This is a genomic window from Variovorax sp. YR634, assembly GCF_900106655.1.
In the GTDB taxonomy this organism is placed as follows: domain Bacteria; phylum Pseudomonadota; class Gammaproteobacteria; order Burkholderiales; family Burkholderiaceae_C; genus Variovorax.
Genome location: NZ_FNOL01000028.1, coordinates 1 through 25122 on the forward strand (window position 1 = coordinate 1; position 25122 = coordinate 25122).

Sequence of the window (25122 nt, forward strand, 5' to 3'; positions counted from 1 at the left end):
GGGGGGCTGCATGAGGGCTCCTTGCGCTGACGGGCTTTGGATGGGACGACCTTAGGCCCGCTCGAATCGCACAGCCTTGCGCTGAATCAATCGCCTGCGAACTTCCACGCGACAGGGCCAATGCTTGATCGAGCGCAAGGCCGGGCCGGCACGCATGCCTAGCCTTGGGCTTCGCATCAACAACATCCAGCTTCGGTGACCCATCCTTCACAAACCGGCACGCTCGTCCCCGAGGCCTGGTGGCTAGGTGCGGACACTGTCGAGGCGGCCGGTCTGTCGCAGTTGCAGGCCGACGAAGCGCTGGTGCGCTGGGGACCCAACAGCTTCGAGCCGCAAGCGAAGCACTCGCTGGCGTTTCAGTTCCTCGCGCGGCTGCGCAATCCACTGATCCTGATACTGCTCACGGCCAGCGCGATCTCGGCGGCGACCGGCGACGTCACCAACGCCGTCATCATCGTGCTGATGGTGCTGCTGAGCGTGACGCTCGACTTCGTGCAGGAGCACCGCGCCAGCAACGCTGCCGAGAAGCTGCGCGCTTCGGTGGCGCTGCGTGCCCGCGTGCTGCGCGACGGCACGACGCTGGAGATTCCAGTGGCCGAGGTCATGCCGGGCGACCTGGTGCTGCTGTCCGCCGGCGACCGCGTGCCGGCAGACGGACTGGTGCTGCATGCTCGCGACTTCTTCGTCAACCAGAGCCTGCTGACCGGCGAGTCCTACCCCGTCGAGAAACACCCCGGCTCTGTGGCTGGCACAGCCACGGAGCTGCAGGACGCCCTCAACGCGGTGTTCATGGGTAGCACCGTGGTCAGCGGCAGCGCCCGGGTCCGCGTCATGGCCATCGGCAGGCACACAGCCCTTGGCGAGGTGGCACACAGCATCCAGGCCGAACCGCCGCCCACCGCATTCGAGTTGGGCATGCATCGCTTCGGCATGATGATCCTGCGGGTCACGCTGCTGCTGGTGTTGTTCGTGCTGTTGGTCAACGTGCTGCTGCAGCGCCCGCTGCTCGAATCCTTCCTGTTCGCGGTGGCGCTGGCCGTGGGCCTCACCCCCGAGCTGCTGCCGATGGTGGTGTCGGTAACACTCTCGCGCGGCGCGATCCGGCTTGCAGCGCACCGCGTGATCGTCAAGCGCCTGGCTTCGATCCAGAACCTCGGCGCAATGGACGTTCTGTGCACCGACAAGACAGGCACCCTGACCGAGGCCCGCATCAGTCTGGCGCAATGCGCCGATGCCGACGGCTGCGACAGCCCCCGGGTGCTGATGCTGGCCCACCTCAACAGCAGCTTCGAGAGCGGCCTGAAGAGTCCGCTGGACGAGGCGGTGCTGGCGCACCCGATGGACACCGCCGCCTGGACGAAGATCGACGAGGTGCCCTTCGACTTCGAACGCCGGCGCGTCTCGGTGCTGATCGACCGGGGCGATGCACGCTGGTTGGTGGTCAAAGGCGCGCCGGACGATGTGCTCGCGCTGTGCGACCGTTTCGAGCGCGACGAAGGCCGCACGGTCGCACCGCTCGACACCGCCGCCTTGATCGAGCTGCACGATCGTTGCCACGCGCTGGAGCGCCAGGGCCTGCGCGTGCTGGGCGTGGCCTGGCGCGACGTGCCTGCGGATCATCCGCATGCCGACGTGCGCGACGAGAGCTCGCTGGTCTTCGCCGGCTTCGCCGCCTTCATCGATCCGCCGAAAGCCGGCGCCGGCGAGGCGCTGGCCGCGCTGGCGAAGAGCGGTGTGAGCGTGAAGATCGTGAGCGGCGACAGCGAACTCGTGACCCAGCACCTGTGCACGCTGCTGCACATTCCTGTGACGGGCGTGTTGACAGGCCAGGAGATCGCGGCCATGGACGAGACGGCGCTGCGCGCCCGGGTGGGCCGCACGACGCTCTTTTGCCGCGTCAACCCGGCGCAAAAGAATCGCATCATCCTTGCGCTGCGCGCACGTGGCCACGTGGTTGGCTACCTGGGCGACGGCATCAACGACGCGCCGGCCCTGCGCTCGGCCGACGTGGGGCTGACCGTCGACAGCGCGGTCGACGTGGCGCGCGAGGTGGCGGACATCGTCATGCTCGACCACGACCTCGCGGTGCTGCACGAAGGGGTGCTGGAAGGACGGCGCACCTTCGGCAACGTCATGAAGTACATCATGATGGGAACAAGCTCGAACTTCGGGAACATGCTGAGCATGGCGGGCGCCTCGCTGTTCCTGCCCTTCCTGCCGATGCTGCCCGTGCAGATCCTGCTCAACAACGTGCTCTACGACCTGTCGCAGGCCGCGATTCCGCTGGATCGCGTCGACGCCGGCGACCTGCGCCGACCGCGCACGCTCGACATGAAGTTCATCCGCCGCTACATGTGGCTGTTCGGCGCCATCAGCTCAGCTTTCGACGTGCTGACCTTCTGGCTGCTGATCCAGGTGCTGCATGCGGACGCGACACTGTTTCGCACGGCGTGGTTCGTCGAGTCGCTGGCCACGCAGGTGCTGGTGATCTTCGTGATCCGCACGCGTGGAAAGCCCTGGGCCAGCAGGCCCGGCGCCGCGCTCACCGCCGCCTGCCTGGTGGTTGTGGCCACTGCCCTGCTGCTGCCGTTCACACCGCTTGGCCGCTTCTTCCATTTCGAGCCGCCGCCCGCAATCTTCTTCGTGTGGCTGGCAGGCATGTTGACTGCCTATCTGGCGCTCGCCGAGGTGGCCAAGCGTTTCTTCTATGCCCGCCTGACGGGCGCCACGCGCCATGACCGGTCGAAGAAGAAACCGCGGCGTCCATCGTCTCTCTCGCTCACCAAAGGCACCACTCCATGACCTCTTTCCAACAGGCCTGCATCGTCGGTAGCGCATCGAGCCACCCGCCCGTCATACCGGCCGGCGCGAAGAATTTCGCCCTGCTGGGCCAGTACGTGGAGATTCCAGAGGATGTGGTCTTCACGGTCGAGTACTCGGTGCGCGGCGCGATGCGCGGGGTGTACGGCCTCATGGGCCTGGGCCTCGAGGTGCCGCCCATCTACCACGGCATCGCCGATCCGAAGGTGGCGCTCGCGAGCCTGCGCACGTTGATGGGTTGACGCGCGAAGCTTGATCCATCTCAACACCCACCGCTGGTTGGGCGCGCAAGATTCCTCTTCAACCACCCAAGGAGACAGTCACATGCCTTTCCTGTCGAAGAATGTCGGAATCCTCGACCGCGCGCTACGTATCGGCGCAGGTTTGCTGCTGATCGCGCTGGCGGTCAAGGGAATCATCGGGTTCTGGGGCTACATCGGCGTGGTGCCGCTGCTGACGGGGGTGGTCGGCAACTGCCCGACCTATTCCCTCTTCGGCTTCAATACCTGCTCGCGCGGCAGGCGCTGAGATTCGGACCCGATTGCATAGCCGCATTGCGAGGCTCCGGATGTCCGTCTATCTGATGCTGTTCATCACGCTGTGCGCGGCACTGGGCATCACCGTCCTGTGGGGGGTGCTGCAACTCTTCATCATGTGGATCACCCTCGATTGAGGGGCATGGAGGCACTGCGATGTGCATGGCCCTGCTCAGGAAACTCGCCGCGGCGAAGCTGCCCTGCACCGAGGCTACCCCGGCAACGATCGACAGGCTGCGCGTGCTCGAAGCCGCAGGCCACGTCAAGGTGCTGATTCCTCCTGCCCACGTGGACTGCGACGACTGCCTGCGCCAGGACGCAGCCACGGTATTCGAGATCACGTCCCGGGGATGGAAGACCCTTGCCGCAGATGCGCCCGAAGAGGAAGCACCACGGTTCAGCGGCACCAGGCGTCGATCTGGCGAATGAGATCCGACCACAGGGCCTGTAACGCCACGGCCGGCAGCAGACCAGCCACCCGCACACCCCAGTCTGGCGCGTCCGCCGCCGCCCCACCACAACCGCTACCAGAGCCGCGGCCCGATCAGTAGCGAGAGACTGAGCGCCTTGAGCACCCCGGGGCACCTTCATCAGCGCAGCCTCGACGGTGAAAGCGCAAGCGGTGCAGTGCATGCCCTCGACCGCGACCTGCGATGCCCACTGGCCGGTGGCTGCATCGCCCTCCTCCAGCTGGCCGAACGCCGGCCATTCGGCCGGGTCGTCGAGCACCTGCCAGGTGTCGGCGGTGGCCGGAGCCGACGGATGCGTAGAGAACGGGGCGAGCGCAGCTTGCATCGGAGCGAGGCTAAGGGCGGGCCGCACCACGCTCTTTGATCTGTATCAACGCTCGGGGCCCCGGCCTGCCTAAGCTCGCGGCATACCTTTCCCTGGAGACCCCACATGTTCAAGCGCATCCTCGTCGCCACCGACGGCTCCACACTCTCGAAGAAGGCCGTCGCGAGCGCGATCGCTCTCGCCGCACAGAACGATGCCGACCTGGTGGCGCTCAACGTGGTTCCGCGCTACCCCCGAAGCTACTTCGAGGGCTCCATGACCTTTTCGCCAGAGGACATCGGCCGCGTCGAGAAGCAATGGGCCGAGAAGGCACAGGCAATGCTCGACACCGTGAGCGCACGCGCCAAGGAAAGCGGCGTGCGTGTCAAGACGGCAACGGCCAACTCGGACCTGGTGGCGGAGTCGATCATCGCCGCGGCGAGAAAGCACAAGAGCGACCTGATCGTGATGGCCTCGCACGGCCGCAAGGGCATCAAGCGGCTGCTGCTTGGCAGCGAGACGCAGCACGTGCTGGCCCATTCGGCGCTGCCTGTACTGGTGCTTCGCTAGCGCAGTGTGCGCTGCTTGAGCGCGAAATCTTGAAAGTCATCGGTCCCGATCTTGGCGAAACCGCTCAGCACCAACGTGCTTCGATACTTGCGCGCCGGCAATCCGATAATTGACGAGTGGATCGCTCGACATCAGCGCATACTTGTCGAATGGATGAGCCAAATGCGAATGAAGCAAGCGGAGCCACTAAACGCTTCCCGTGGCACTCCAGCAAAGAGAGAATCGAATAACGTAGATGGACAGCATGGTCTCCGACTTCGCTTCAGTTCTCAAGGTGGGGTAGCCGGCCGATTACCTCGTATCTGTGGCTCGGAGAGGTCGGACAAGAGACTCGGACTGAATCGCCCCGGGGCGATTCACCTGGCTATGTCCTGCTTGGACTTCGGCCGAGGCCACCATCTTCAGTGCGATCGGCTCGGCCGCACTTCGGGCCATGAAAGCTCCAGGCCCATCACCGCACGTGCGTACAGGTAGTTGTTGAGCATCGGCTGACTCAGCAAGTTCATATCGACGCGGCCGACCGCGTCACAGGGAAAGGCGAAGGCGCGATGATTGGCGAACAAGGGATGAAACCGCAATTCGTAATCACTGGATGCATTGAGTGTGTCCATTTTGATCTCCTTGTGCGCCCGCGTTTCCCAGAGTCATTGCATTGGAAATGCGAATCGCGCCAAATCAATCTAGACCTCGTACTCAACCGCATCATCAACGCCGCGTATCAGACGGAAACACTGTGTCAATCGTCGGTATCAGACGGCCTCGGCGTGCGCGGTACCGAACTGGTTCTCAACACCTTGTCAATGGCGCTGCAGTGGCGCCAACCCAAAGCGTCCGTCACCATGTACTCCGACCAAGGCAGCAAGTTCACCATGGCTGGCAAGGCTTCTTGCGCGACCGCTACTCCACCTTCACTGTCCGCAGCCGGAGCGCGTTGCCGATCACGCTGACCGACGACAGCGCCATCGCCGCGGCGGCCACGACCGGCGACAGGAGCACGCCGAAGAACGGGTAGAGCACCCCTGCCGCAAGCGGGATGCCGGCCACGTTGTAGGCGAACGAGAGGAACAGGTTCTGGCGGATGTTGCGCATGACGGCGCGCGACAGCGTCCTCGCGCGAACGATGCCCATCAGGTCGCCCTTGAGCAGCGTGATGCCTGCGCTTTCCATCGCCACGTCGGTGCCGGTGCCCATCGCGATGCCGACCGTGGCGGCGGCCAGCGCTGGCGAGTCGTTGACGCCGTCGCCGCCCATGGCCACGACCCGGCCCTCTTTCATCAAGCGCTGCACAACCGCGGCCTTGTCCTCGGGGAACACCTCGGCAACGACTTCGTCGATGCCCAGCTGTTTGCCCACAGCGTCGGCCGTCGTCTTGCCATCGCCCGTGAGCATGACGATGCGAATACCCGCAGCCTTCAATAGCTCGAGCGCCTGGGGCGTCGTGGCCTTGATGGGGTCGGCGATTGCGACGAAGCCAGCGAGCTTGCCATTGACGCCGACGAAGATGACGGTGGCCGCCTTGGCGCGCTGCTCTTCCGCAGCCTGGTTCAATGGCGCTGATTCAATGCCACTCTCGGCCAGGAACTTCGCGCTGCCCGAGACCACCCGCTGTCCGTCGACCGTGCCGACCACACCTTTACCGACGGGCGAGTCGAAGTCCGTGACAACAGACAGGTTCAACTTGCCCTCCTGCGCCGCGTTCACGATGGCCAGGGCCAGCGGGTGTTCACTGGCCCGCTCGACGCTCGCGAGCTTCTGCAGCACGTCGTCCTTGCCAAAGCCCTCGGTCGGTTCGATGTGGACCACTTTCGGCCGCCCCTCGGTCAGCGTTCCGGTCTTGTCGAGCACCAGCGTGTCGACTCTTTCCATGCGCTCGAGCGCTTCTGCGTCGCGGACAAGCACGCCGTGCTGCGCGCCCTTGCCGACCCCGACCATGATGGACATCGGCGTGGCCAGGCCCAGCGCACACGGACAAGCAATGATGAGAACGGCGACCGCCGTGATGAGAGCGTAGCTGAACGCTGGCGAGGGGCCCCACACCAGCCAGACGCCGAACGTGATGACCGCGATCAGGATAACGATCGGCACGAACCAGCCCGCGACCTGGTCGACCATGCGCTGGATGGGTGCACGGCTGCGCTGGGCCGCCGCCACCATGTGAACGATTTGCGAGAGCAGCGTATCCGCGCCGACCTTCTCGGCGCGCATCACGAAGCCGCCGGTCTGGTTGAGCGTTCCTGCAGTCACCTTGGAGCCGATCGCCTTTGCCACGGGAATGGGTTCGCCTGTGACCATCGACTCATCGACGTTGCCTTTGCCGTCGGTGAGCTCACCGTCGACCGGAACCTTCTCGCCGGGCCGCACGCGCAGGAAGTCGCCGACCTGGATGGCATCGACCTGAACGGGCTCGTCCGAACCATCGGCCTTCACCTTGATCGCGATCTTCGGAGCAAGCCCGAGCAGGGCCTTGATGGCTCCGGATGTCTTCTCGCGCGCTCGAAGCTCGAGCACCTGACCCAGCAGCACCAATACCGTGATCACCGCCGCAGCCTCGAAGTAGACCTGAACGGCGCCGCTTTGCAACCGAAGTTCAGCTGGAAACAGCCCGGGCGCGACGGTCCCAACGATGCTGTAGATCCAGGCGGCTCCGGTGCCCAACGCGATGAGCGAGAACATGTTCAGGCTCCGGTTCCTCACCGATGCCACAGCGCGCACGAAGAAGGGCCAACCTGCCCACAGCACGACCGGTGTTCCCAGCAGCAGTTGCACCCAGTTCGAGGGCTGCTGCGCGATGAGGTGGTGGATATTGAAGAGGTGTCCGCCCATCTCCAGGGCAAAGACCGGCACCGCGAGCGCCATGCCGATCCAGAACCGCTTCGTCATGTCCCGCAGCTCGGGGCTCTCGCCCTGCTCTGCCGTCGCCAGCATCGGCTCGAGCGTCATCCCGCAAATGGGGCAGTTGCCCGGCCCCATCTGACGCACCTGAGGGTGCATCGGGCAGGTGTACTCGACCTGACCCTGGTCGCCCTCGGCAGCCGGCTTGGCGGCAGCGGGCGCATGAGCGTGGTGGCTGTGGCCATGGTGAGCATCGTCCATCACGGTGCCGTCTGGCATGACGTGCTGGCCTGCGTAAGGTCGTCCGTCCGGCGCCGGTTTTGTCGGGGGCGGGCGGACGGGGTAATGGGTCGTTACGCTATTGACTTTCATCGTGCTCTCCTGTTCTGGTGGTTAGTTTCAACCTTCCCATGGTTGGAAGGTCAAGAGGCGCTACCGAGATGCCAGTACCGCGGCAATCCAGAGGCCACCACCGGCCAGAGATACCCAGCACAACCAGAACAGCAACCGCTCCCACCAGTCCGGTGGCCTTTCGCGGCCTTCGAGCCGGTACTTCAGTGTCATCCCTGCGCCATGGGCCACCAAGCCCACGCCGAGCAGTGGGACAGCGTAGGGCCGAATGGCTTCTGGGGCAACGAGCGCCAAGCCGGCGCCCAAGACCATGGCGCCGAGGCTGGAAGCGAGCTCAGCGCCCCGTGTGGCTGTTGACCGGCCGGGCACGGTCGTCTTTCGAGAAATGCGGGATGAACCGCGGCGTGGCAGCCGCGTAATCGCGCCACGCGTCGCCGAATGCGGCTTCCGAATCGCGCTCCTCGGAGATGGCCAACCGCACGTACATCGCCACGAGCACCGGGAACATCGCCAGCGTCAGGAGCGTCGGCCACTGCAGCAGGAAGCCGAACATGATGAGCACGAAGCCGATGTATTGCGGATGGCGCACCCGTCGGTACGGTCCCGCGGTCGCAAACGCATGACGCCGTTGGACGTGATAAAGCACGTACCACGCTTTCGAGAGCAGCATGAAGCCAGCGAAGAGTACGACGATGCTCAGGATGTGGAGTACACCGAGGTGCGGATTGCCATGCTGACCGGTCAGCAGCCACCACAAGTGGCCGGCGTCGTGACCGAACAGGTTGACACCCGGAAACTTCGAGCCCAGCCAGCCCGACAGCAGGTAGATGGTCAACGGGAAGCCGTACATCTCCGCGAACAGCGCGACGATGAACCCGGAGTAGGCGCCGAAGCTGCGCCAGTCGCGCAGGGTCGTCGGCTTGAAGAAGCTGTAGGCGAACCCGACGAAGATGGCCGAGTTGAGAACCACCGGCCCCCACAGGCCGTAGTCATTTTCTGGGGTGTTCATCGTCAGCCTTTCTCGAGTGGCTGCCGTGGTGGTGGCCATGGTGCATGAAGATGTGCATCAGCGGGCACGCCAGCAGAAGTGCGAACGGCAAGACGCCCAATACATGGGCGCGGTGTTCGGTGAACAGAAGGAAACCGCCGACTGCCGCGACGACGAGCAGCACAACGCCCCCGCGTGAGCGCCAAAACGGGGCGGTTCGTGGTTCATATCGTCCATGGCCATGCTCCTTGCGGCCGACGGCTACTTGGCCGCCGGTGGCTTCATCCCGTCGCGGTCCATCATCATCTGCATCATCATTTCCATCATGTCTATGCGCTTGCCTATCATCTCGGGAGACATGCGCGCGCCGCCTTTGCCGTCGGGAGCGTTCATTTGGCCCATCATCGCCATGCCGTCCTGCATGGCCTTCATGTGTTCGCCCATCAACGCCTGGCGTTCGTCCGGCGTCTTCGCGGCCATCATCTTTTCGTGCATCGCCCGCATGGACTTCATCTGTATCTCCATCTGCGCAGGTGGCACTTTGGGTACCTTCGATGTTCCAGAAGCTGGCGCCACGACGTCCGCAGGGTGATGGGCAGCATGGTCTTGCTCAGATTGGGCCAGCGCGCCGCTCGAAAGCGCCGCGGCGATGGTGAGCAGAAGAATTGAACGCATAGGGGGCCTCCGGTTTGTTGCCGGAGCTTCGCAGCACCAAGCGCTCCGCTACTTGCGCCAGCTCAAGGTATCGCTTTCGATCTGGGAAAGCGACTCCCGGTATGCCGCGCTTCGTACACGAGTGGGTGGCTAGCCCTGCAGCTAGCGATGCGGAAGCAGTTCGTCGATGTGGCTGCGCGGCTGCATCGGCAGACGCAAGAACACATCCATTGGATAGGCGTAAGGATCGTGCCCGATGACCTTCGCCGGCTGAATCAAGCTCATGACGGCTGCGGCGCGTTGACCAAGGATACCGACGAGGCGTATTTCGAGGTTCAACCTGCTTGACTACTCGCCAAACCAGAACACGAGCCAAGACGACAGAACTGCCAACATAGCCAGCAGAGCCGCGAGGTCAGCCGGATGAGTTTGCCCATGACCATGTAAATTGCGAAGGATGCGCCGCATTTCTGGCCTCTTTCTCCTAGATTGCTCGCTGTCCGCACGGTGCGCGCAAGTTAGGCATTCGTCAAGCCGACGATAGTTCAAACAATTACCCTCTACTCGGAACATAAGCCCCATCTGAGCACTCCCTTCTGGGAACCAGCGCTGCCAATGCTTCGAGTTGCTGCGCCTGGGCGTCGATGGTCTTTCGACAGGCCTCGATGATCTGCACTTCGACGCCGCAGTCTTTCACCATTTCAGGCAGGGCGGCCACCTTCGGCGCGAAGCGATGGAGAGCTTCGGCGATCGCGCCTCGCTCGCTGTCATCCACGTCCAGGCTTTCAACAATCTCCCTCCAGCCTCGCAGCACCTTGCCGTCGCTGGCTTGCCAATGGCAACTGCGCGGGATGATTTCGGGATCAAGGAACATCGGAGCAAAGTCGAAGATGGGTGTGAGTTGAACCACTCCATCCGGCAGCCGCTGTACTGCGGTGTTGCGCGCGTGGTTGTCGGTGTTGCGCATGGCGAGGTTCAGGACGTCGCGCAGCATGAACTCGATCGCCTCACCGAGCGGATCGGACACCACCGATCGCAGCCCGCACAACAGCTTCTGCTGACTCTTGGGAAGTCCGAAGCCGCGCAGGTCGAGCACGCTCGCTAAGAGGGTGTAGACGAAATCAACCGGCCTGAAGATTGCATGCCATGTTGCCATCCAAGAGGAGCTGGCGATGGCAAGGCAATGGCAGATGGGTGATCACCCGAAGGCAGTGGATCGAGGCGGAAGGCCGCCGGCACTCGCACCGTCGCAGTTAGCCTTGCTGCTGACCATCGTCTCGCAGATGCCGCATGCGACGTTGGACGAACTCGCATCGGAACTTGAGCACCGAGGTGCCGTGCGCGTGTGCGCTGCAACGATCCGCAGGACCTTGCGCGCCCAAGGCATCGTGCGCTTGATGCCCAAGCGCAGGGGTGTCGAGGGTTCGGCATCCACTCAGATCGTCCCGAAGCGCTACGGCTACACCGGGGCCCATCGACGCAAGGCCGGCTCGCATTACAGCACCGACCTGACCGATGCTGAGTGGGCATTGGTTGCCGATCTGTTTGAGCGTCCGGCAGGAGGGCGCGGCGCGCCGGCGCGCTACGAGCGACGGCATCTGGCCAATGCCTGTTGCTATGTCCTGCGCACCGGCTGCGCTTGGCGTCTGCTGCCGTTGAGCTTTGCGCCATGGCAGGCGGTCTACAAGGCCTTCGTGCGCTGGGTCGAAGTCGGCGCCTTCGAGAAGATGCAAGACCGACTGCGCCAGCAGTGGCGCATGGGACGCGGTGCTGAGCCGACCGCCGCGGTCATCGACGCCCAGTCGACACGCTCCTCGCCGCAAGGCGGGGACAGCGGCTTCGATGCGGGCAAGAAAGTTAAGGGGCGCAAGCGCCACCTGGTGGTGGACACACTCGGATTGCTGCTGGCCGTCACGATGACTGCGGCCAGCGTGCAAGACCGCGACGGCGCCGCACAAGTGGTGGGGCAGGCCTGCGCCAAGGCGCCCACCATCGAGCGGCTTTACACCGACGGGCCTACGGCGGCAAATGCGCGCAGGCCATCGTGCACGTTCACGGTATCCGCGTCGAGGTCGTGCGCAGGCCTGGCAACCGCTCGACCGGGACGCTGCACGACCCGCAGCAGTTGCTCTGGCCGCAGCCTGAAGCTGGCTTCGTCGTACTACCCAAACGATGGGTGGTCGAACGCACTCATGCCTGGAACGAACGCTGGCGACGCATGGTCATGCATCACGACCGCAAGATGTCGATCTCCACCGCATGGGTATGGCTCGCCGAGGCGCGTATCCTTCTCAGCAGACTCGCCGCAGCCGGTTGATTTCGTCTACACCCTCTAAGTTCTGAGCAAGAGGCCGAAGCGAGCGTTCCTCGTCGAGGGCCCTACAGCGCTCACCCGCAGAGTGTGAGAGGAAGGAATCCGTCACCAGACTGTCACTAAATCAGAAAACAAAAAGCCCACTATCGATTTAATAGCAGGCCTTCTATTCTCAACAATGATTTGGTGGTAAGACGTACTGGATTCGAACCAGTGACCAACGGATTAAAAGTCCGTTAAGAGGAATCACAGATCCTTGGATGTGGAAATTCGGCGACATCAGTCAGGGCTGCGAATTTGCCGGTACTTTTGTCGGTATTCCTGACGAAAGAGGTAAGAAATCGAGCTTCCACGGGTCTTCTAGCAGAGTATTCGATCCCCTCCGGGGGCCAATTTCCAGTCCCAAACCTCTCCAAATCGTCCTGTGACTTGAGGCAAACCGCGACACGCAGTGTGCGTTTTCGCCCCTCTCTTCAACCCGCCTGGCCACTTGCTCTACAAGGGTTCGGTACGTTCCTCGAGGACGTACCCCTCGCCTCGCACCGTATGCAGCAACTTCGACTCGAACGGGGCGTCAAGCTTGCTGCGCAGGCGAAGGATGGCTACGTCGACCACGTTGGTCTTGGCATTGAATTCCATATCCCAGACGCGCCTGGCGAGTTGGGACCGTGAAAGTACCTTGCCCTGGTTGCGAAGCAACACCACCAGCAACGTGAACTCCATCCTGGTCAGTTCGAGTTCGGTCCCATCGCGGGAGAACTTTGCGCGCCGCTCGTCGAGCTCCAGATCGGCCAGGCGCAGCACTGGTTGATGGCGTACACCGGTGCTGCGGGCCAGCGCCTTGACGCGGGCAAGCAGTTCGGAAAACTGGAACGGCTTGACCAGATAGTCGTTCGCTCCAAGCTCCAGGCCCGCTATGCGAGCGGCAACGCTGTCGCGTTCGGTCAGAACCAGGAGAGGTGCATCCGTCTTGCGCCGGATCGTTCGAACGGCATGGGCTCCGTCCTGGCCAGGTCGCATCGAGTTCAGGAGGATGAGCGCGTAGTCCTGTGCGATGACCGGGTTCGCGGTTGCGTTTTCGCTGTTCACGATGTCCACGGTGAAACCGTTTCTCTCCAGTCCTTCGTTGAAGGTCTTGCACTGGGTCGATTGATGGTCGATGAGCAAGACCCGCATGGGGTCCATGTCCTCGTCGAGCTCTGCGCTGCGTGCATGGCTGGTGCCGAGAAACGAGCCGCTCAGTGCGGTTTCAAAAGGAAGCGGGGAAACATACAGTTGCACAAGTTCTCCTGTTCCAGCGCCCAGGTGGAGCCGTTGCACTTTTATATGCATCGAGGAGTTATTGATCTAATTCATCATTTCTGCCGATGAGGCGGCATTGCCTCTCTGCGTTCGCAAAGACGGTGTTCGAATGCCCGACCTGGGCTTACGTGGTCTGTGCGTAGATTTCCAGGCTCGCTTGCCCACCTCTGTTACCCAAGTACATCAAGGTGTTCGACGGCAGCGTCTCGTCCAGCAGCTTGCGCGCCGTCTCGATTCCCGCCACGGGCAGCAGCTTCGCATCGAGCAGACCCACCTGCACCAGCACGCTGGCCTGGTCCCAGTAGATGTGCTCGTGATAGAGCTTGTCGCCGCGGAACTTGATGACCGCGAGCAGCGGCACTTCCACGCGCTTGCCCGTCGGCGCGACGCCCGGGAGCATCCACGGGATTTCGGTGGTGTGCGTGAAGCAGAACAGCATCTCGTCGACCACCTGCGTGGCGCCCACCGTGCGCGAGATCGGCACCAGCGAGGTGTCGGGCGGATTGCTGTTGACGAAGTGGTTCGTATAGAACGCGTGCAGCGCCTTGTAGCCCACGCCGCCGGTCATGGTCGGGATGTGGTTGACGTACGGCTCGGCCACCATGGTCGACATGGTGTCGTCGACGTTGCGGGTGCCGAACTCGTATTCGCAATGCTTGTCCCACAGCGCCGAGAGGTCGTAGTGCGGGCCGATGGCGTCCTTCAGCGTGGCGATGCTGCGCTCGTGCGCCATCAGCGCCGAGGGCTTGTGGAAGTGCTCGCCGCCGGCGCGTGCGAAGGCATGGTCCATGCCGGGGTACACATACAGCGAGACGCCGGGCCGGCCCCGGAGCGCGGCGACGATGCGGTCGCGCGCCTCGGGCGGGCAGAACTTGTCGAGCTCGGCGATGTGCAGCGTGAGCGGGCGCTTGATCTTGTCGGCTTCGTCGAGTGCGGCGTCGATGCCCACGCCGTAGTAGCCGACGGCAACGTCCGCATCGGTGCGGCAGGCCGCGAGGTAGGCCAGCTTGCCGCCGAGGCAGAAGCCGAGTACGCCGACTTTGGCGTCCTGCACTTCGGGGCGCTGGCGCAATGCGCTGATCGAGGCCTGCATGTCCTCCATGCCCTTGGCCTCATCGAAGCCCTGGTAGAGGGCAAAGGCGCGTTGCCAGTCGGCTTCGCTGTAGCCAAGCTCCACGTTCGGCTCCTGGCGCCAGAACAAGTCGGGCACGAGCACCACGTAGCCCTCCTCGGCGTAGTAGTCGGCCACCTCGCGCATCGTGTGGTTGATGCCGAAGATTTCCTGCGCGATCACCAGGCCCGGGCCGCTGCCCGAGCGCGGCACGGCCAGATAGCCATTGAAACTGCCGCTGCCGTCGGTGGCCTGGATGCGGATGTGGTGCGTGGCGTCGGGCGCTTTTTCCTGCATGTGAACTGCTCCGTTCAAGGGTTGGATGATGGTGCGGGCCGTGCGCTCATTGCACGCATTCCGGGTGTCGCGTGGTCACCTGGTAGTAGCCCGAATGAAAGACCAGCGGCTCGCCGTCGAAGCGGTCGTAGCGCTCGACTTCGCCGATGAAGATCAGGTGGTCGCCGCCGTCGTACTGCTTCACGTTGCGGCAGATGAACCGGGCGATGACGCCACTCAGCAACGGCACGCCGGCCGTGCCTTCGCAGCAGTCCACTCCCACGAACTTGTCCGCCTGCGGCGTCGAGAACTGGCGCGACAGGTGATGCTGGTGCGCCGCCAGTACATTGATCGCGAAGTGGCTGGCGCCGGTGAAGTCGGCCACGCTCGGCGCCTGCCGGGCCAGGCTCCACAACACCAGCGGCGGGTCCAGCGAGACCGAAGAGAACGAATTGGCGGTCATGCCCACGCGACGGCCGTCGAGGGCCCGGGTCGTGATGACGGTCACGCCGGTGGTGAACTGTCCGAGGGCCTTGCGAAGGTCGCGTCGGTCGAAGCGGTCGACAACCGCCTCGCGCGTCCGGGTTTCCAGAAAACGGTCTGCCTCGACGGCATCGAACCACCAGGGCGCGAAGATGCGCGGATCATCGAAGCCGTTGACGATGGTGCTCACAACCGCGGGCATGTGGGTGGCGCTTTGCAGCAGCTTCAGCAGGTGCGGCTTCGGCGGCGCGAGCAGGCTGTTCGTCCAGTCGGTGGCCCAGCGGGCATAGCCTTCCCAGTAACGGTCGAAAGTCTCCTGCATCCACGCGGCGTCGAACGGTGCATCACCGTGCTCGAGGATCCGCTTCAAGTAAATGTCGGCGCACTTGGCTGCGTTGTTGGTGCCCTGGCCGGTGATCGGATCGTTGAGCACCACAGCGTCGGCCAGACCCAGCACCTTGCGCCCCGAAGGCAGCGTCGCCACTGGCTTGCGCACCGTCGGCGCGAAGCGGCCCGCGAGGATGCCGTTGTCGTCGGTCAACTCGATGTTCGTGCAGCGTTCCGCTTCCCACGGCAGGAAGGTGTCGAGAATCCATTTGCTGCGCGCGAGGTGTTCCTGCGGCGTATTCACGTCCGCCCAGCAGTCCATCGGGCCACCGGGCACGCCTTCGAACACCATGATCTCGCAGGGCCCCGTCGTGGTCAGCGCCGGGAACACGAAGTACTCGCCCACGCCGGGAATGAGGTTGAAGCACACGGCCGAGTACGGCTCGCGCGGCTTCATCCCCTTCACGTAGGTCAGGGCCAATGCACGCTGAGGTCGATCGAATGGCGAGCGCTCCGTGTCGCGCTCGAACAATTGCGAGATCTCGCCCTTGCCGCTTGCAACGACCACAAGATCGTGGGTTGCAGCGCAAGCCTCCAGCGCATCGAGCCCCACCTCCTGCAGTACGAGCCGGCCGCCGCGCTTCTCGAACTCCGCCATCCAGGCGGGTATCTTGAGCCGCTGGTCGATCGACTGCGCAGGCCCGTCGAGTCTCGCGCTCCATTCGAGGGCCTTGCCGCCTTCCGGGTTGCGCACCGTCATTCCGATGCCTTCCACCGGTGGGCATTTGTCCGTCCACCAGTCCAGCGCCAGCTCGCGCTCGGTCTGCAGCGCGGTCTCGAACATGCACTGGCTGGACATCACCGGCCCTTCGAAAATCTCCCTCGCTGTGCGGTTCGAAAGAACCGTCACCTCGTGCCCCGCGCGCTGCAGGCCGAGCGCGAGCTGCAGGCCGGACTGTCCGGCGCCGACGATGGCCACGCGTCGCTTCATGCGTTCGCTCCAGGCTATGCGACGGACGCGCAGGTTTCGATGTAGCGATCCGCCTCCGCGGGGTCCGCGAACCACGGGAAGAATGTGCGCGGATCGTCGAACCCGTTGGCGAAGGCACTGGCCAGCGGCGGCATCGCGCCGGCGGTGCCGAGCAGCTTGAGCACATGGGGCGGCGGCGGTGCGAGCAGCATATTCGTCCACTGCGTGACCCATTGCGCGTAGCCGAACCAGTAGCGGTCGAAGGTCTGCTGCATCCACGCGGCATCGGCCGCGCCATCTCCGCGCGCGAGGATGCTCTTGAGATAGCTATCGGCGCACTTGGCCGCGTTGTTGGAGCCCTGGCCGGTGATCGGATCGTTGAGCACCACCACGTCGGCCAGACCCAGCACCTTGCGCCCCGAGGGCAATGTCGCGACCGGCTTGCGCACTGTCGGCGCGAAGCGGCCCGCGAGGATGCCGTTGTCGTCGGTCAGCTCGATGTCCCTGCAGCGCTCGGCCTCCCATGGCGTGAAAGTGTCGAGGATCCACTTGCTGCGCGCGAGGTGTTCCTGCGGCGTCTTCACGTCCGCCCAGCAGTCCATCGGGCCACCGGGCACGCCTTCGAACACCATGATCTCGCAGGGCCCCGTCGTGGTCAGCGCCGGGAACACGAAGTACTCGCCCACGCCGGGAATGAGGTTGAAGCACACGGCCGAGTGCGGCTCGCGCGGCTTCATCCCCTTCACGTAGGTCAGCGCCAGTGCACGCTGCGGCTTGTCGAAGCTCGACTTGTGCGCGTCGCGCTCGAAGAGCTTCGAGATCTCGCCCTTGCCGCTGGCCACCAGCGTGAGGTCGTGGCTTTGCGTACAGGCCTCGAGCTCGTCGATGCCCGCATCCTTGAAGACGAGTTCGCCGCCCTTCTTCTGGAACTCGTCCATCCAGGCCGGGATCTTGACGCGCTGGTCGACCGACTGGGCGCTCGAATTCAGCCGTGCGACCCAGTCGATGGCCTTGGCCCCCTTCTGCTCGGGATGCGGCACGGCCAGCCCGATGCCGTCCACCGTGGGACAGTCGTGCGCCCAGAAGTCCAGGCCCAGGTCGCGCTCGATCTGCAGCGAGGTGTGGAACATGCACTGGCTCGACATGACCTTGCCGTGGCGGATGTCTTCGCCCGTGCGGTTGCTGAACATCGTGACCTCGTAGCCTGCCGCGAGCAGTCCGAGACCCAGTTGCAGGCCCGACTGGCCCGCGCCGACGATGGCGATTCGCTTCATTGCTTGCTCCTTGATGCTCCGTTCGGAGCTAGTCCATCAACTTGGGAATGGCGGGCACGGCCTGCTCGGGGCCCATGGCGGCATAGCCGCCGTCCACCGCGTAATCGGCGCCGGTCACGAAGCTCGCGTGGTCCGAGCAGAGGAACAGCACCACCTGCGCCACCTCGTCCGGGTCGCCGACGCGCCCGAGCAGATGGAAAGGCGCGGCCACGCGGTCGGTCTTGGCGCGGTCACCGCCGCTCAGGCGCTCCATCACGGCCGACCATGTCCAGCCCGGCGACACGCTGTTCACGCGGATGCCATCCGGCGCCAAGTCCATCGCCATGTTGCGGGTGAGCTGCGCCATCGCGGCCTTGCTCACCGGATAGAGCCAGCGCCCCGTCTGCGCCACGCGCGACGAGATGCTCGTGAAATTAACCACCGCCCCGCCGCCGGCCGCCACCATGTGCGGGTGCACGGCCTGCAGCATCGCCACCGCGCTCGCCACGTTCACGTTGAACGACGTGAGCCAGTCGGCGCGTGGCGACTTGAAGCCGTTGTCCACATACGAGCACGCAAGGTTCACGAGAAAGTGCACGCCGCCGTGCTGCGCGGCCGCCTGCGCCACGCAGGCCTGCACTTGCGCGTCGTCGGTGATGTCGGTGCGCACGAAGCGCACGCCGGCGCCGAGTGAATCGGCCAGAAGCTGGCCGTTGTCGGCATCGATGTCGGCGATGACGACCTTCACGCCGGCCGCGTGCAGCGCGCGCACCACGCCGGCGCCTATCAGTGTGGAGCCACCGGTGACGATGGCGCTCCTGCCTTCGAGTCCCTTGAACATGACGCTTGCTCTCCTCGGTTGATCGGGCAGGCCGGTTGGCCTGTGGAGCGAACGTTATGAGCAAGCAGGCGTTCGGCGAATCCCGCAAACGCAGGCCCTGTCCCTGGCGCGCAGGTTTTTGTCGAGGGGTGATCCGAATTGTGGGTGGGGATGGTTTTTGCTAGGGTGACTGCGCCCCATGGAAACCGTCACGACCCCACCGCTGCCGCTGCAGCGCTACCGGCTTTTCGAGAGCCACGACATGGACGAGGCCCGTGAAAGCGTGGCCCGCGTGTTCTGTCCGCACGGCCTGGTCATGCTGCGACCCCGCACCGAACTCGACGCCTGCCACCACAGCGCGCGGCTGCATCGGGACGTGAGCCTCAATTACGTGCAGTACGGCCCCGGCGTGCAGATCGACCCCGGCTACCTGCAGGATTTCTTCCTGTTGCAGATCCCGTTGCGCGGCGGCGCCGAGATCCACTGCGGCGCGCAGCACGTGGAAGCGACGCCCCGTCTCGCATCGCTGCCCTCGCCCACCGAACCGCTGTCGATGCGCTGGGCTGACGACAGCCCGCACCTGATCGTCCGGCTGGCGCGCTCGGCGCTGCTCTCGCGGCTCGAGTCGCTGCTGCAGGCCCCCGTCAGGCAGGCCCTGGTGTTCGATCTGGGCGTGCCGCTGGACAACCCCGCGCTGGCGCCGGTAGTGCATTTCATCGACTATCTGCGGCTCACGCTCGACGCCGGCAACGCGCTGCAGGCCGGCGGCCCTTTGGCCGAGCATGCCGAGGCGTACCTGATGGCGAGCCTGCTGATGTCGGCGGGGCACAACCATTCGCGCGCCCTGGCCGGCGAAGCGCAGCGCAGCCTGCTGCCGCGCGTGGTCCGCAGGGCGCAGGAATACATGGCAGCCCATGCCGATGAACCGCTTTCGTTGGCCGACGTCTGCCGCGAAGTCGGCTGCAGTGCGCGCGCGCTGCAGATGGCGTTTCGCCAGCACGCGGGCCAGGGGCCGATGGAGTTTCTGCGCGAGATCAGGCTCGACCGGGTGCGGGCCGAGTTGCTGGCATCGGCCGGCGTCGCCGCAGTCGGCGTGCGAGAGGTGGCGCAGAAGTACGGCTTTCTTCATTTGGGCCACTTCGCGGCGCAATACCGCGCCCGCTTCGGCGAGCGGCCGTCCGAGACTCGGGCATCGCGCGCCTTCTGATGCGGGCGGGGGGCCGGCGCTTGCCCGCTGCCTGCCTCCCCCACCCTGTTCGATGCCCCCCGCTTCGTCGAGGGTCTGAAACGCCGCATCGACGGTGCGCGATTCCACCAGTCTGGCCCGAGACCCATCTCGATCTCAAATGTCCCATTGACAGAACATTGAAACTGCAAAAACATCAAAGGCATGTCGCAAATGCCTTTGCCCAAATATCACCAGATCTACTTGGTCCTGCGTGAACAGTTGCACGAAGGGCGTTTCGCGGAGGGCCTGCCCGGCGAGCTCGCGCTCATGGCGCAATTCGGTGTGGCGCGCGTCACGGTGCGCCGCGCACTCGAACAGCTGTCTTCCGAAGGCCTGATCGCGCGCAACCCCGGCCGCCGCACGCGTGCCCTGCCACCGCCGGTCAGCGGTGAGAGCCCCAGCACCAAAGGCATGGAACGCGCCAATCTGCGCGGCCTGCTCGAGAACCTGGTCACCATGGGCCTGCACACCTCGGTCAAAGTCATCGAGGTCGCGACCATCACCGCCTCCACCCAGGTGGCCGAGGCGCTGCAGCTGCAGCTCGGCGACCCGGTGCAGAAAGCCGTACGCGTGCGTTCCACCAAGGAGGGCCCGCTCTCGCACATCACCACCTACGTGCCCGACACGATCGCGCGCCGCTTCGGCCGCCGCGAGCTGTCGAAGAAGCCCATCCTCGTGCTGCTCGAGGAGTCGGGCGTCAAGGTGGGCCGCGCGCACCAGACCATCTCCGCGCGCCTGGCCGACAACGTTCTCGCACAGCACCTTGATGTCTCGGTCGGCTCGGCCCTGCTCGCAGTGCGCCGCCTGATCTACGACGAAGACGAGCGGCCCGTGCAATGGCTGCACGGCCTCTACCGCCCCGATCGCTACACCTACGAAATGCAGCTCTCCCGCGTGGGCAGCATCGACGCGAAGGTGTGGGTCAGCAAAGACGTGTCAGCCCAGTTCAACTGAAGAGAAAAGGAAAGCCCCACCATGCAGAACCGCCGCCGTTTCGTGTCGCAGTCCGCCGCCCTGGCGACTGCCGTTGCCTTCCCGCTCGTGGCAGGGGCGCAGCCCAGGACCGCAAAGGTCGGCGTGCTGCATCCGGTCACCGGGGCACTGGCCTATTCGGGCCAGCAATGCCGCCTCGGCGCGCTGATGGCCATCGAGGACATCAATGCCGCGGGCGGCATCAAGTCGCTCGGCGGCGCGAAGCTGGAGGCCCTGCTGGGCGATGCGCAATCGCAGCCGCAGGCCGGCTCGGCCGAGGTCGAGAAGATGAACGAGGCCGGCGTCTCGGCCATCGTCGGCGCCTATGCCTCGGCCATCTGCCTCGCAACCACGCAGGCCGCGGCCAAGTACAACCTGCCGCACGTGGTGGACGTGGGCGTGGCCGACCAGATCGTGGAGCGCGGCCTGAAGAACACCTTCCGCTTCGGCCCGGGCTACAAGAAGTCGACCGAGGTGGCCATGGCCAACCTGCTGGTGCTCAACAAGGCCGCGGGCAACCCGGCCAGGACCGTGATGATCATCCACGAAGAGTCGCTGTTCGGCGCCGGCACCGCACAGCTGCTCTCGCGCGAGCTGCCGGGCTACGGCTTCGAGGTGAAGGAGGTGGTGAAGCACGCCAACCCCACGCGCGACTTCAACAACATCGTGCTGCGCATGAAGTCGATCAACCCCGACATCGTGATCCCGGCCAACTACTACAACGAATACGCGCTGCTGGTGCGTACCATGCAGCAGCAGAAGGTGGTGCCCAAGGCGATCTTCTCGGTGCTGGGCGGCGCGGCATCGAGCTACAAGTTCGTGAAAGAATTTCCGGACGCGGCCAACGGCATCATCGACTGCAACCACTGGTTCAACCCGAAGGACAAGCGCGCGCAGGACCTGCGCAAGCGCGTCGAGGCCAAGGGCCAGTTCTTCAGCTACGAGGTCTTCATGACCTACACCGCGATGTGGCTGCTGGCCGATGCGCTGGAGCGCGCCAAGTCGACGGAGCGCGCCGCAATCGTCGACGCGCTCGAGAAAAGCACCTTCGGCAACCACTTCATGCCCTATGGCCCCACGAAGTTCGTCAACGGCCAGAACGAAGGCGCGCAGCCGCTCATGACGCAGGTAGTGAAGAACGACATCAAGGTCATCATTCCGCGCGACTATCGCGAGGTCGAGCCGGTGTTCCCGCTGCGCGCTGTCTGATCGGAAGGCGGGATGTTCGATTTCGGCATTCTTTTCCCGTCGGTCCTGAACGGGCTGACGACGGGCGCGGTGTACGCACTGATCGCGCTGGGGCTTACGCTGATCTACGGCGTCCTGCACATCATCAACTTCGCGCACGGCGCCAGCCTGATGCTGGCGCTGTACGCGGTGTACTTCCTCAAGGAGCGCCTGGGCGTCGACCCCTACCTTGCGTTGCCCATCGTGGTGCTCGGCATGTTCGCGCTCGGCTACGCGCTGCAGCGCGTGGTCATTAACCGCGCGGGTCACGGCAAGGACGAGAACATCCTGCTCGCCACGCTCGGCATCGCCATCGTCATGGAGAACCTCGCGCTGCTGTTCTTCAAGTCCGACACGCGCAACATCGACACCGCCTACTCGCTGAGCACCGTCGCCATCGGCCCCGCGATGATCGCCGTGCCCAAGCTCGTCGCCTTCGCGGGTGCGCTGGTCGTCTCGGGCATCCTGTTCTGGATCATGGGCCGCACCGACCTCGGCCGCGCGATCCGCGCCGTCGCCAAGGAGAAAGAGGGCGCCAAGCTCATGGGCATCGACGTCGACCATGTCTACGCGATGAGCTTCGGAATCGGCCTCGCGTGCCTCGGCGCGGCCGCGTGCTTCCTGCTGCCGGCCTACTACGTCAACCCACAGGTCGGCGGCGGCTTCGTGCTCGTGGCCTTCACCATCGTCGTGCTCGGCGGCATGGGCAGTTTCGTCGGGGCGCTGATCGGCGGCTTCCTCGTCGGCGTGGTCGAGTCGCTCGGCGGGCTGTACCTCGGGGAATCGCTCGGCCAGATCGGCATCTTCGCGATCTTCATCGGCGTGGTGCTCTTCAGGCCACAGGGCATGTTCGGAGCCAAGGCATGAGCGCGGGCCTGAAGCAGCTCGCGGGCATTGCGCTCTTTGCCGTGCTGGTCGGCTGCGTGCCGTTCGTCACCACCTCGGGCGTCACGCTCAACTTCGTGATGATGGCGCTCTACGCCACGCTCATCGCACAGGCCTGGAACATCCTCGGCGGCTTCGGCGGGCAGTTCTCGTTCGGGCATGCGCTGTTCTTCGGCACCGGTGCGTACATCCAGGCGATCGCGCAGCTGCAGGGCGGCATCAACGCCTGGGCCGCGCTGCCGCTCGCGGTGATCGGTGCCGCACTCGTCGGCCTCTTCATGGGCGCCCTCACCTTCCGCTACGGCCTCAAGGGCTCGTATTTCGCGCTCGTCACGCTGGCCTTTGCCGAGGTGTTCCGCATCCTTGCACTGTCGGTCGACTTCACCGGTGGCGGCGTCGGGCTCATGGTGCCGCTGCGCGAGTCGGTGGCCAACCTGCAGTTCTCGACGCGCGCTGGCTACCTCTGGGTGGTGCTCGCGATGGTCGTCGCCGCGCTGCTCGTGACCTGGTGGCTGCGCAACGGCCGCTTCGGCGCCTACCTGCAGGCGGTGCGCGACAACGAGGATGCGGCGCGCGCCGTCGGCGTCAATCCGTTCCGCGTCAAGCTGGCGGCCATCGGTCTGTCGGCAGCCTTCATGGGCGCGGCCGGTGCGTTCTACGTGCAGGTGTTCCAGTACATCGATGCCGGGATCGCCTACGGCCCGGCCGTGTCGATCGAGGCGCTGGTCGCGGCCATCGTGGGCGGCATGGGCACGATGTGGGGGCCGGTGCTCGGCGCCGTCGTGCTGCACCTGCTGTCGGACTTCACGCGCAACCTCTTCGGCGAACTGCCCGGCATCAACATGGTGATCTACGGCACGGTGCTGGTGCTCATCGTCATCTTCGTGCCACGCGGCATCGCGGGCATCGGGCTGTCGGTGCGGCAGCTGTGGAAGGCGAAGGGAGACCGCAATGACTGAAGCCCTGCTGGCCATCGATGGCCTCTCGCGCTCCTTCGGCGGCCTGAAGGCCGTGCAGAACGTGAGCCTCTCGGTGCGCGAGGGCAGCCTGAGCGCGCTGATCGGCCCGAACGGCGCGGGCAAGACCACGCTGTTCGCGCTGATGTCCGGGTTCCTCAAGCCCGACACCGGCACCGTGCGCTTCGCGGGGCAGGACATCACTGACCGCGAGCCGCACCGCAACGCCGCGCTCGGCATGACCCGCACCTTCCAGATCGTGAAGCCCTTCGCCGCGCAGACCGTGCGCGAGAACATCGCCGTCGGCGCGCACCTGCATGTGCGCGGCCGCGCCGAGGCGCTGCAGAACGCCGAAGCTGTTGCGCTGCGCGTGGGCCTCGCGCCGCAGCTCGACAAGCCCGCCTCGGACCTCACCGTCGCCGGCCGCAAGCGCCTCGAACTGGCCCGCGCGCTCGCGACACGGCCGCGCCTGCTGCTGCTCGACGAAGTGCTCGCCGGTCTCAACCCGCAGGAGATCGCCGAGATGATGCCGGTGGTGCGCGGCATCGCCGACAGCGGCGTCACCGTGCTGATGATCGAGCACGTCATGCAGGCCGTGATGCACCTGGCCGAGCATGTGTGGGTGCTGGCGCAGGGCCGGCTGATCGCAGAGGGCACCCCGGCGCAGGTGACTTCCGACGACAAGGTCGTCGAAGCCTATCTGGGCCACGGCACCGCGGCGCGGCTGCGCAGGGCCGCATCGGGAGTTGCAGCATGAGCGCACTGCTCGATATTCAGGGCCTGCGCGGCGGCTACGGTCGCGTCGAGGTGCTGCGCGGCGTCGACCTGCACGTGAACGCGGGCGAGATGGTTGCGCTGCTCGGCAGCAACGGCGCGGGCAAGTCCACGCTCAACAAGATGGTCTGCGGCCTCTGCCCGGCCTGGGGCGGCACGGTGCGCTTCGACGGCAAGGACCTGAGCGGCGCGCACTACCGCGACGTCGTCAAGGCCGGCCTGATCCAGGTGCCCGAAGGCCGCAAGGTGTTCCCCAACCTCAGCGTGCGCGAGAACCTGGAGCTCGGCTCCTTCACGCGGGCACGCGAGCGCCGTGCGGCAAACCTGGAGAAGTCGTTCCACATCTTCCCGCGGCTGCGCGAGCGCATGGACCAGCACGCCGGCACCATGAGCGGCGGCGAGCAGCAGATGCTGGCCATCGCGCGCGGCCTCATGGCCGAGCCGGTGCTGCTGATCCTCGACGAGCCCTCGCTCGGCCTTTCGCCGCTGCTGGTCGAAGAGATGTTCTCGCTGATCCGCGAACTGCGCGACGGCGGCCTCGCGGTGATGCTGGTCGAGCAGAACGTCGGCCAGTCGCTCGAAATCGCCGACCGCGCCTACGTGCTGGAAAACGGCAGCGTGCGCTTCTCGGGCCTGCCCGGCGAGTTGCTCGGCAGCGACGAACTGCGGCACGCGTACCTGGGGCTCTGAGCCCTCAAA

23 protein-coding genes and 3 pseudogenes are annotated in these 25122 nt (G+C 65.1%); 13 read left to right on the forward strand and 13 right to left on the reverse strand.

All coding sequences use genetic code 11. From position 1 onward, the window contains the following. Window positions 1-195: 195 nt before the first annotated feature. The 5 genes from mgtA (at window position 196) to BLV60_RS30095 (ending at window position 4700) form a co-directional block, all read left to right on the forward strand. Window positions 196-2802, forward strand: coding sequence for a magnesium-translocating P-type ATPase (gene mgtA, locus BLV60_RS30075; RefSeq protein WP_256329638.1), 2607 nt, complete (start codon window positions 196-198; stop codon window positions 2800-2802). Continuing rightward, window positions 2799-3062, forward strand: a complete 264-nt coding sequence (locus tag BLV60_RS30080; protein WP_097199405.1) for an oleate hydratase — start codon at window positions 2799-2801, stop codon at window positions 3060-3062. The genes mgtA and BLV60_RS30080 overlap by 4 nt, the downstream gene beginning before the upstream one ends. 82 nt (window positions 3063-3144) lie before the next feature. Continuing rightward, window positions 3145-3348 (forward strand): YgaP family membrane protein, encoded by a 204-nt coding sequence (locus BLV60_RS30085; protein WP_256329639.1) that lies wholly within the window; start codon window positions 3145-3147, stop codon window positions 3346-3348. A 170-nt stretch (window positions 3349-3518) separates the two neighbouring features. Then, the gene (locus tag BLV60_RS30090) at window positions 3519-3785 is read left to right on the forward strand and encodes a hypothetical protein (RefSeq protein ID WP_143042657.1); all 267 of its coding nucleotides are present in this window, start codon (window positions 3519-3521) and stop codon (window positions 3783-3785) included. 471 nt (window positions 3786-4256) lie between these two features. Next, window positions 4257-4700 (forward strand): universal stress protein, encoded by a 444-nt coding sequence (locus BLV60_RS30095; protein WP_093058974.1) that lies wholly within the window; start codon window positions 4257-4259, stop codon window positions 4698-4700. Between the two features lie 401 nt (window positions 4701-5101). Here BLV60_RS30095 and BLV60_RS30100 read toward each other — a convergent pair whose 3' ends face one another. The 7 genes and pseudogenes from BLV60_RS30100 to BLV60_RS30135 all read right to left on the reverse strand — a co-directional run bounded on the left by BLV60_RS30100 (window position 5102) and on the right by BLV60_RS30135 (window position 10681). Then, the gene (locus tag BLV60_RS30100; protein ID WP_093058975.1) at window positions 5102-5311 is read right to left on the reverse strand and encodes a hypothetical protein; all 210 of its coding nucleotides are present in this window, start codon (window positions 5309-5311) and stop codon (window positions 5102-5104) included. 286 nt (window positions 5312-5597) lie between these two features. Then, window positions 5598-7811, reverse strand: coding sequence for a copper-transporting P-type ATPase (locus BLV60_RS30105; RefSeq protein WP_176929004.1), 2214 nt, complete (start codon window positions 7809-7811; stop codon window positions 5598-5600). Between the two features lie 406 nt (window positions 7812-8217). Next, window positions 8218-8892 carry a methyltransferase family protein gene (locus BLV60_RS30115; protein WP_093058978.1) on the reverse strand — a complete coding sequence of 225 codons (675 nt, stop codon included), beginning with the start codon at window positions 8890-8892 and terminating at the stop codon, window positions 8218-8220. Continuing rightward, window positions 8873-9055, reverse strand: a complete 183-nt coding sequence (locus BLV60_RS30120) for a DUF2933 domain-containing protein (RefSeq protein WP_093058979.1) — start codon at window positions 9053-9055, stop codon at window positions 8873-8875. The genes BLV60_RS30115 and BLV60_RS30120 overlap by 20 nt, the downstream gene beginning before the upstream one ends. Before the next feature lie 77 nt (window positions 9056-9132). After that, window positions 9133-9546 carry a hypothetical protein gene (locus BLV60_RS30125; protein WP_093058980.1) on the reverse strand — a complete coding sequence of 138 codons (414 nt, stop codon included), beginning with the start codon at window positions 9544-9546 and terminating at the stop codon, window positions 9133-9135. Window positions 9547-9687: 141 nt separating this feature from the next. After that, window positions 9688-9831, reverse strand: a pseudogene (locus BLV60_RS30130) (transposase domain-containing protein); the annotation flags it as partial. A gap of 247 nt (window positions 9832-10078) precedes the next feature. Next, entirely contained in the window at window positions 10079-10681 is a 603-nt protein-coding gene (locus tag BLV60_RS30135; protein ID WP_093058981.1) for a HipA domain-containing protein, read from the reverse strand. Between the two features lie 55 nt (window positions 10682-10736). Here BLV60_RS30135 and BLV60_RS30140 point away from each other — a divergent pair. Then, window positions 10737-11842, forward strand: a pseudogene (locus BLV60_RS30140) (IS5 family transposase). A 492-nt stretch (window positions 11843-12334) separates the two neighbouring features. On the opposite strand, the gene BLV60_RS30145 reads toward BLV60_RS30140, so the two are convergent. The 6 genes and pseudogenes from BLV60_RS30145 to BLV60_RS30165 all read right to left on the reverse strand — a co-directional run bounded on the left by BLV60_RS30145 (window position 12335) and on the right by BLV60_RS30165 (window position 18402). Further along, a complete protein-coding gene (locus tag BLV60_RS30145) occupies window positions 12335-13120 on the reverse strand; it encodes a response regulator transcription factor (protein ID WP_256329640.1) in 786 nt (261 codons plus the stop codon). A gap of 145 nt (window positions 13121-13265) precedes the next feature. Then, window positions 13266-14549 (reverse strand): dienelactone hydrolase family protein, encoded by a 1284-nt coding sequence (locus BLV60_RS30150; RefSeq protein WP_093058983.1) that lies wholly within the window; start codon window positions 14547-14549, stop codon window positions 13266-13268. Window positions 14550-14595: 46 nt separating this feature from the next. Then, entirely contained in the window at window positions 14596-15120 is a 525-nt protein-coding gene (locus BLV60_RS34745) for a flavin reductase family protein (protein ID WP_256329645.1), read from the reverse strand. Further along, window positions 15112-16329 (reverse strand): annotated as a pseudogene (locus BLV60_RS34880) (styrene monooxygenase/indole monooxygenase family protein); the annotation flags it as partial. The pseudogene BLV60_RS34880 and the gene BLV60_RS34745, both read right to left, overlap by 9 nt. A 14-nt stretch (window positions 16330-16343) precedes the next feature. Beyond that, on the reverse strand, window positions 16344-17582 hold the full coding sequence (locus BLV60_RS30160; protein ID WP_093058985.1) for a styrene monooxygenase/indole monooxygenase family protein: 1239 nt from the start codon (window positions 17580-17582) through the stop codon (window positions 16344-16346). Window positions 17583-17610: 28 nt separating this feature from the next. Further along, entirely contained in the window at window positions 17611-18402 is a 792-nt protein-coding gene (locus BLV60_RS30165; RefSeq protein WP_093058986.1) for an SDR family oxidoreductase, read from the reverse strand. Between the two features lie 178 nt (window positions 18403-18580). Between BLV60_RS30165 and BLV60_RS30170 the strand changes: the two genes are divergently transcribed. From BLV60_RS30170 to BLV60_RS30200, 7 genes are all read left to right on the forward strand, one after another. Next, window positions 18581-19588: an AraC family transcriptional regulator gene (locus BLV60_RS30170; RefSeq protein WP_093058987.1), complete on the forward strand. Its 1008-nt coding sequence runs from the start codon at window positions 18581-18583 to the stop codon at window positions 19586-19588. Window positions 19589-19780: 192 nt separating this feature from the next. Then, window positions 19781-20563, forward strand: a complete 783-nt coding sequence (locus BLV60_RS30175) for a GntR family transcriptional regulator (RefSeq protein ID WP_093059032.1) — start codon at window positions 19781-19783, stop codon at window positions 20561-20563. A 21-nt stretch (window positions 20564-20584) separates the two neighbouring features. Next, window positions 20585-21790: an ABC transporter substrate-binding protein gene (locus tag BLV60_RS30180; RefSeq protein ID WP_093058988.1), complete on the forward strand. Its 1206-nt coding sequence runs from the start codon at window positions 20585-20587 to the stop codon at window positions 21788-21790. Between the two features lie 12 nt (window positions 21791-21802). Continuing rightward, window positions 21803-22675 (forward strand): branched-chain amino acid ABC transporter permease, encoded by an 873-nt coding sequence (locus BLV60_RS30185; RefSeq protein WP_093058989.1) that lies wholly within the window; start codon window positions 21803-21805, stop codon window positions 22673-22675. Beyond that, window positions 22672-23652 (forward strand): branched-chain amino acid ABC transporter permease, encoded by a 981-nt coding sequence (locus BLV60_RS30190; protein ID WP_093058990.1) that lies wholly within the window; start codon window positions 22672-22674, stop codon window positions 23650-23652. Before BLV60_RS30185 ends, BLV60_RS30190 begins: the two co-directional genes overlap by 4 nt. After that, window positions 23645-24406, forward strand: a complete 762-nt coding sequence (locus BLV60_RS30195) for an ABC transporter ATP-binding protein (RefSeq protein WP_093058991.1) — start codon at window positions 23645-23647, stop codon at window positions 24404-24406. Before BLV60_RS30190 ends, BLV60_RS30195 begins: the two co-directional genes overlap by 8 nt. Further along, window positions 24403-25113: an ABC transporter ATP-binding protein gene (locus BLV60_RS30200; protein ID WP_093058992.1), complete on the forward strand. Its 711-nt coding sequence runs from the start codon at window positions 24403-24405 to the stop codon at window positions 25111-25113. Before BLV60_RS30195 ends, BLV60_RS30200 begins: the two co-directional genes overlap by 4 nt. Window positions 25114-25122 lie beyond the last annotated feature (9 nt).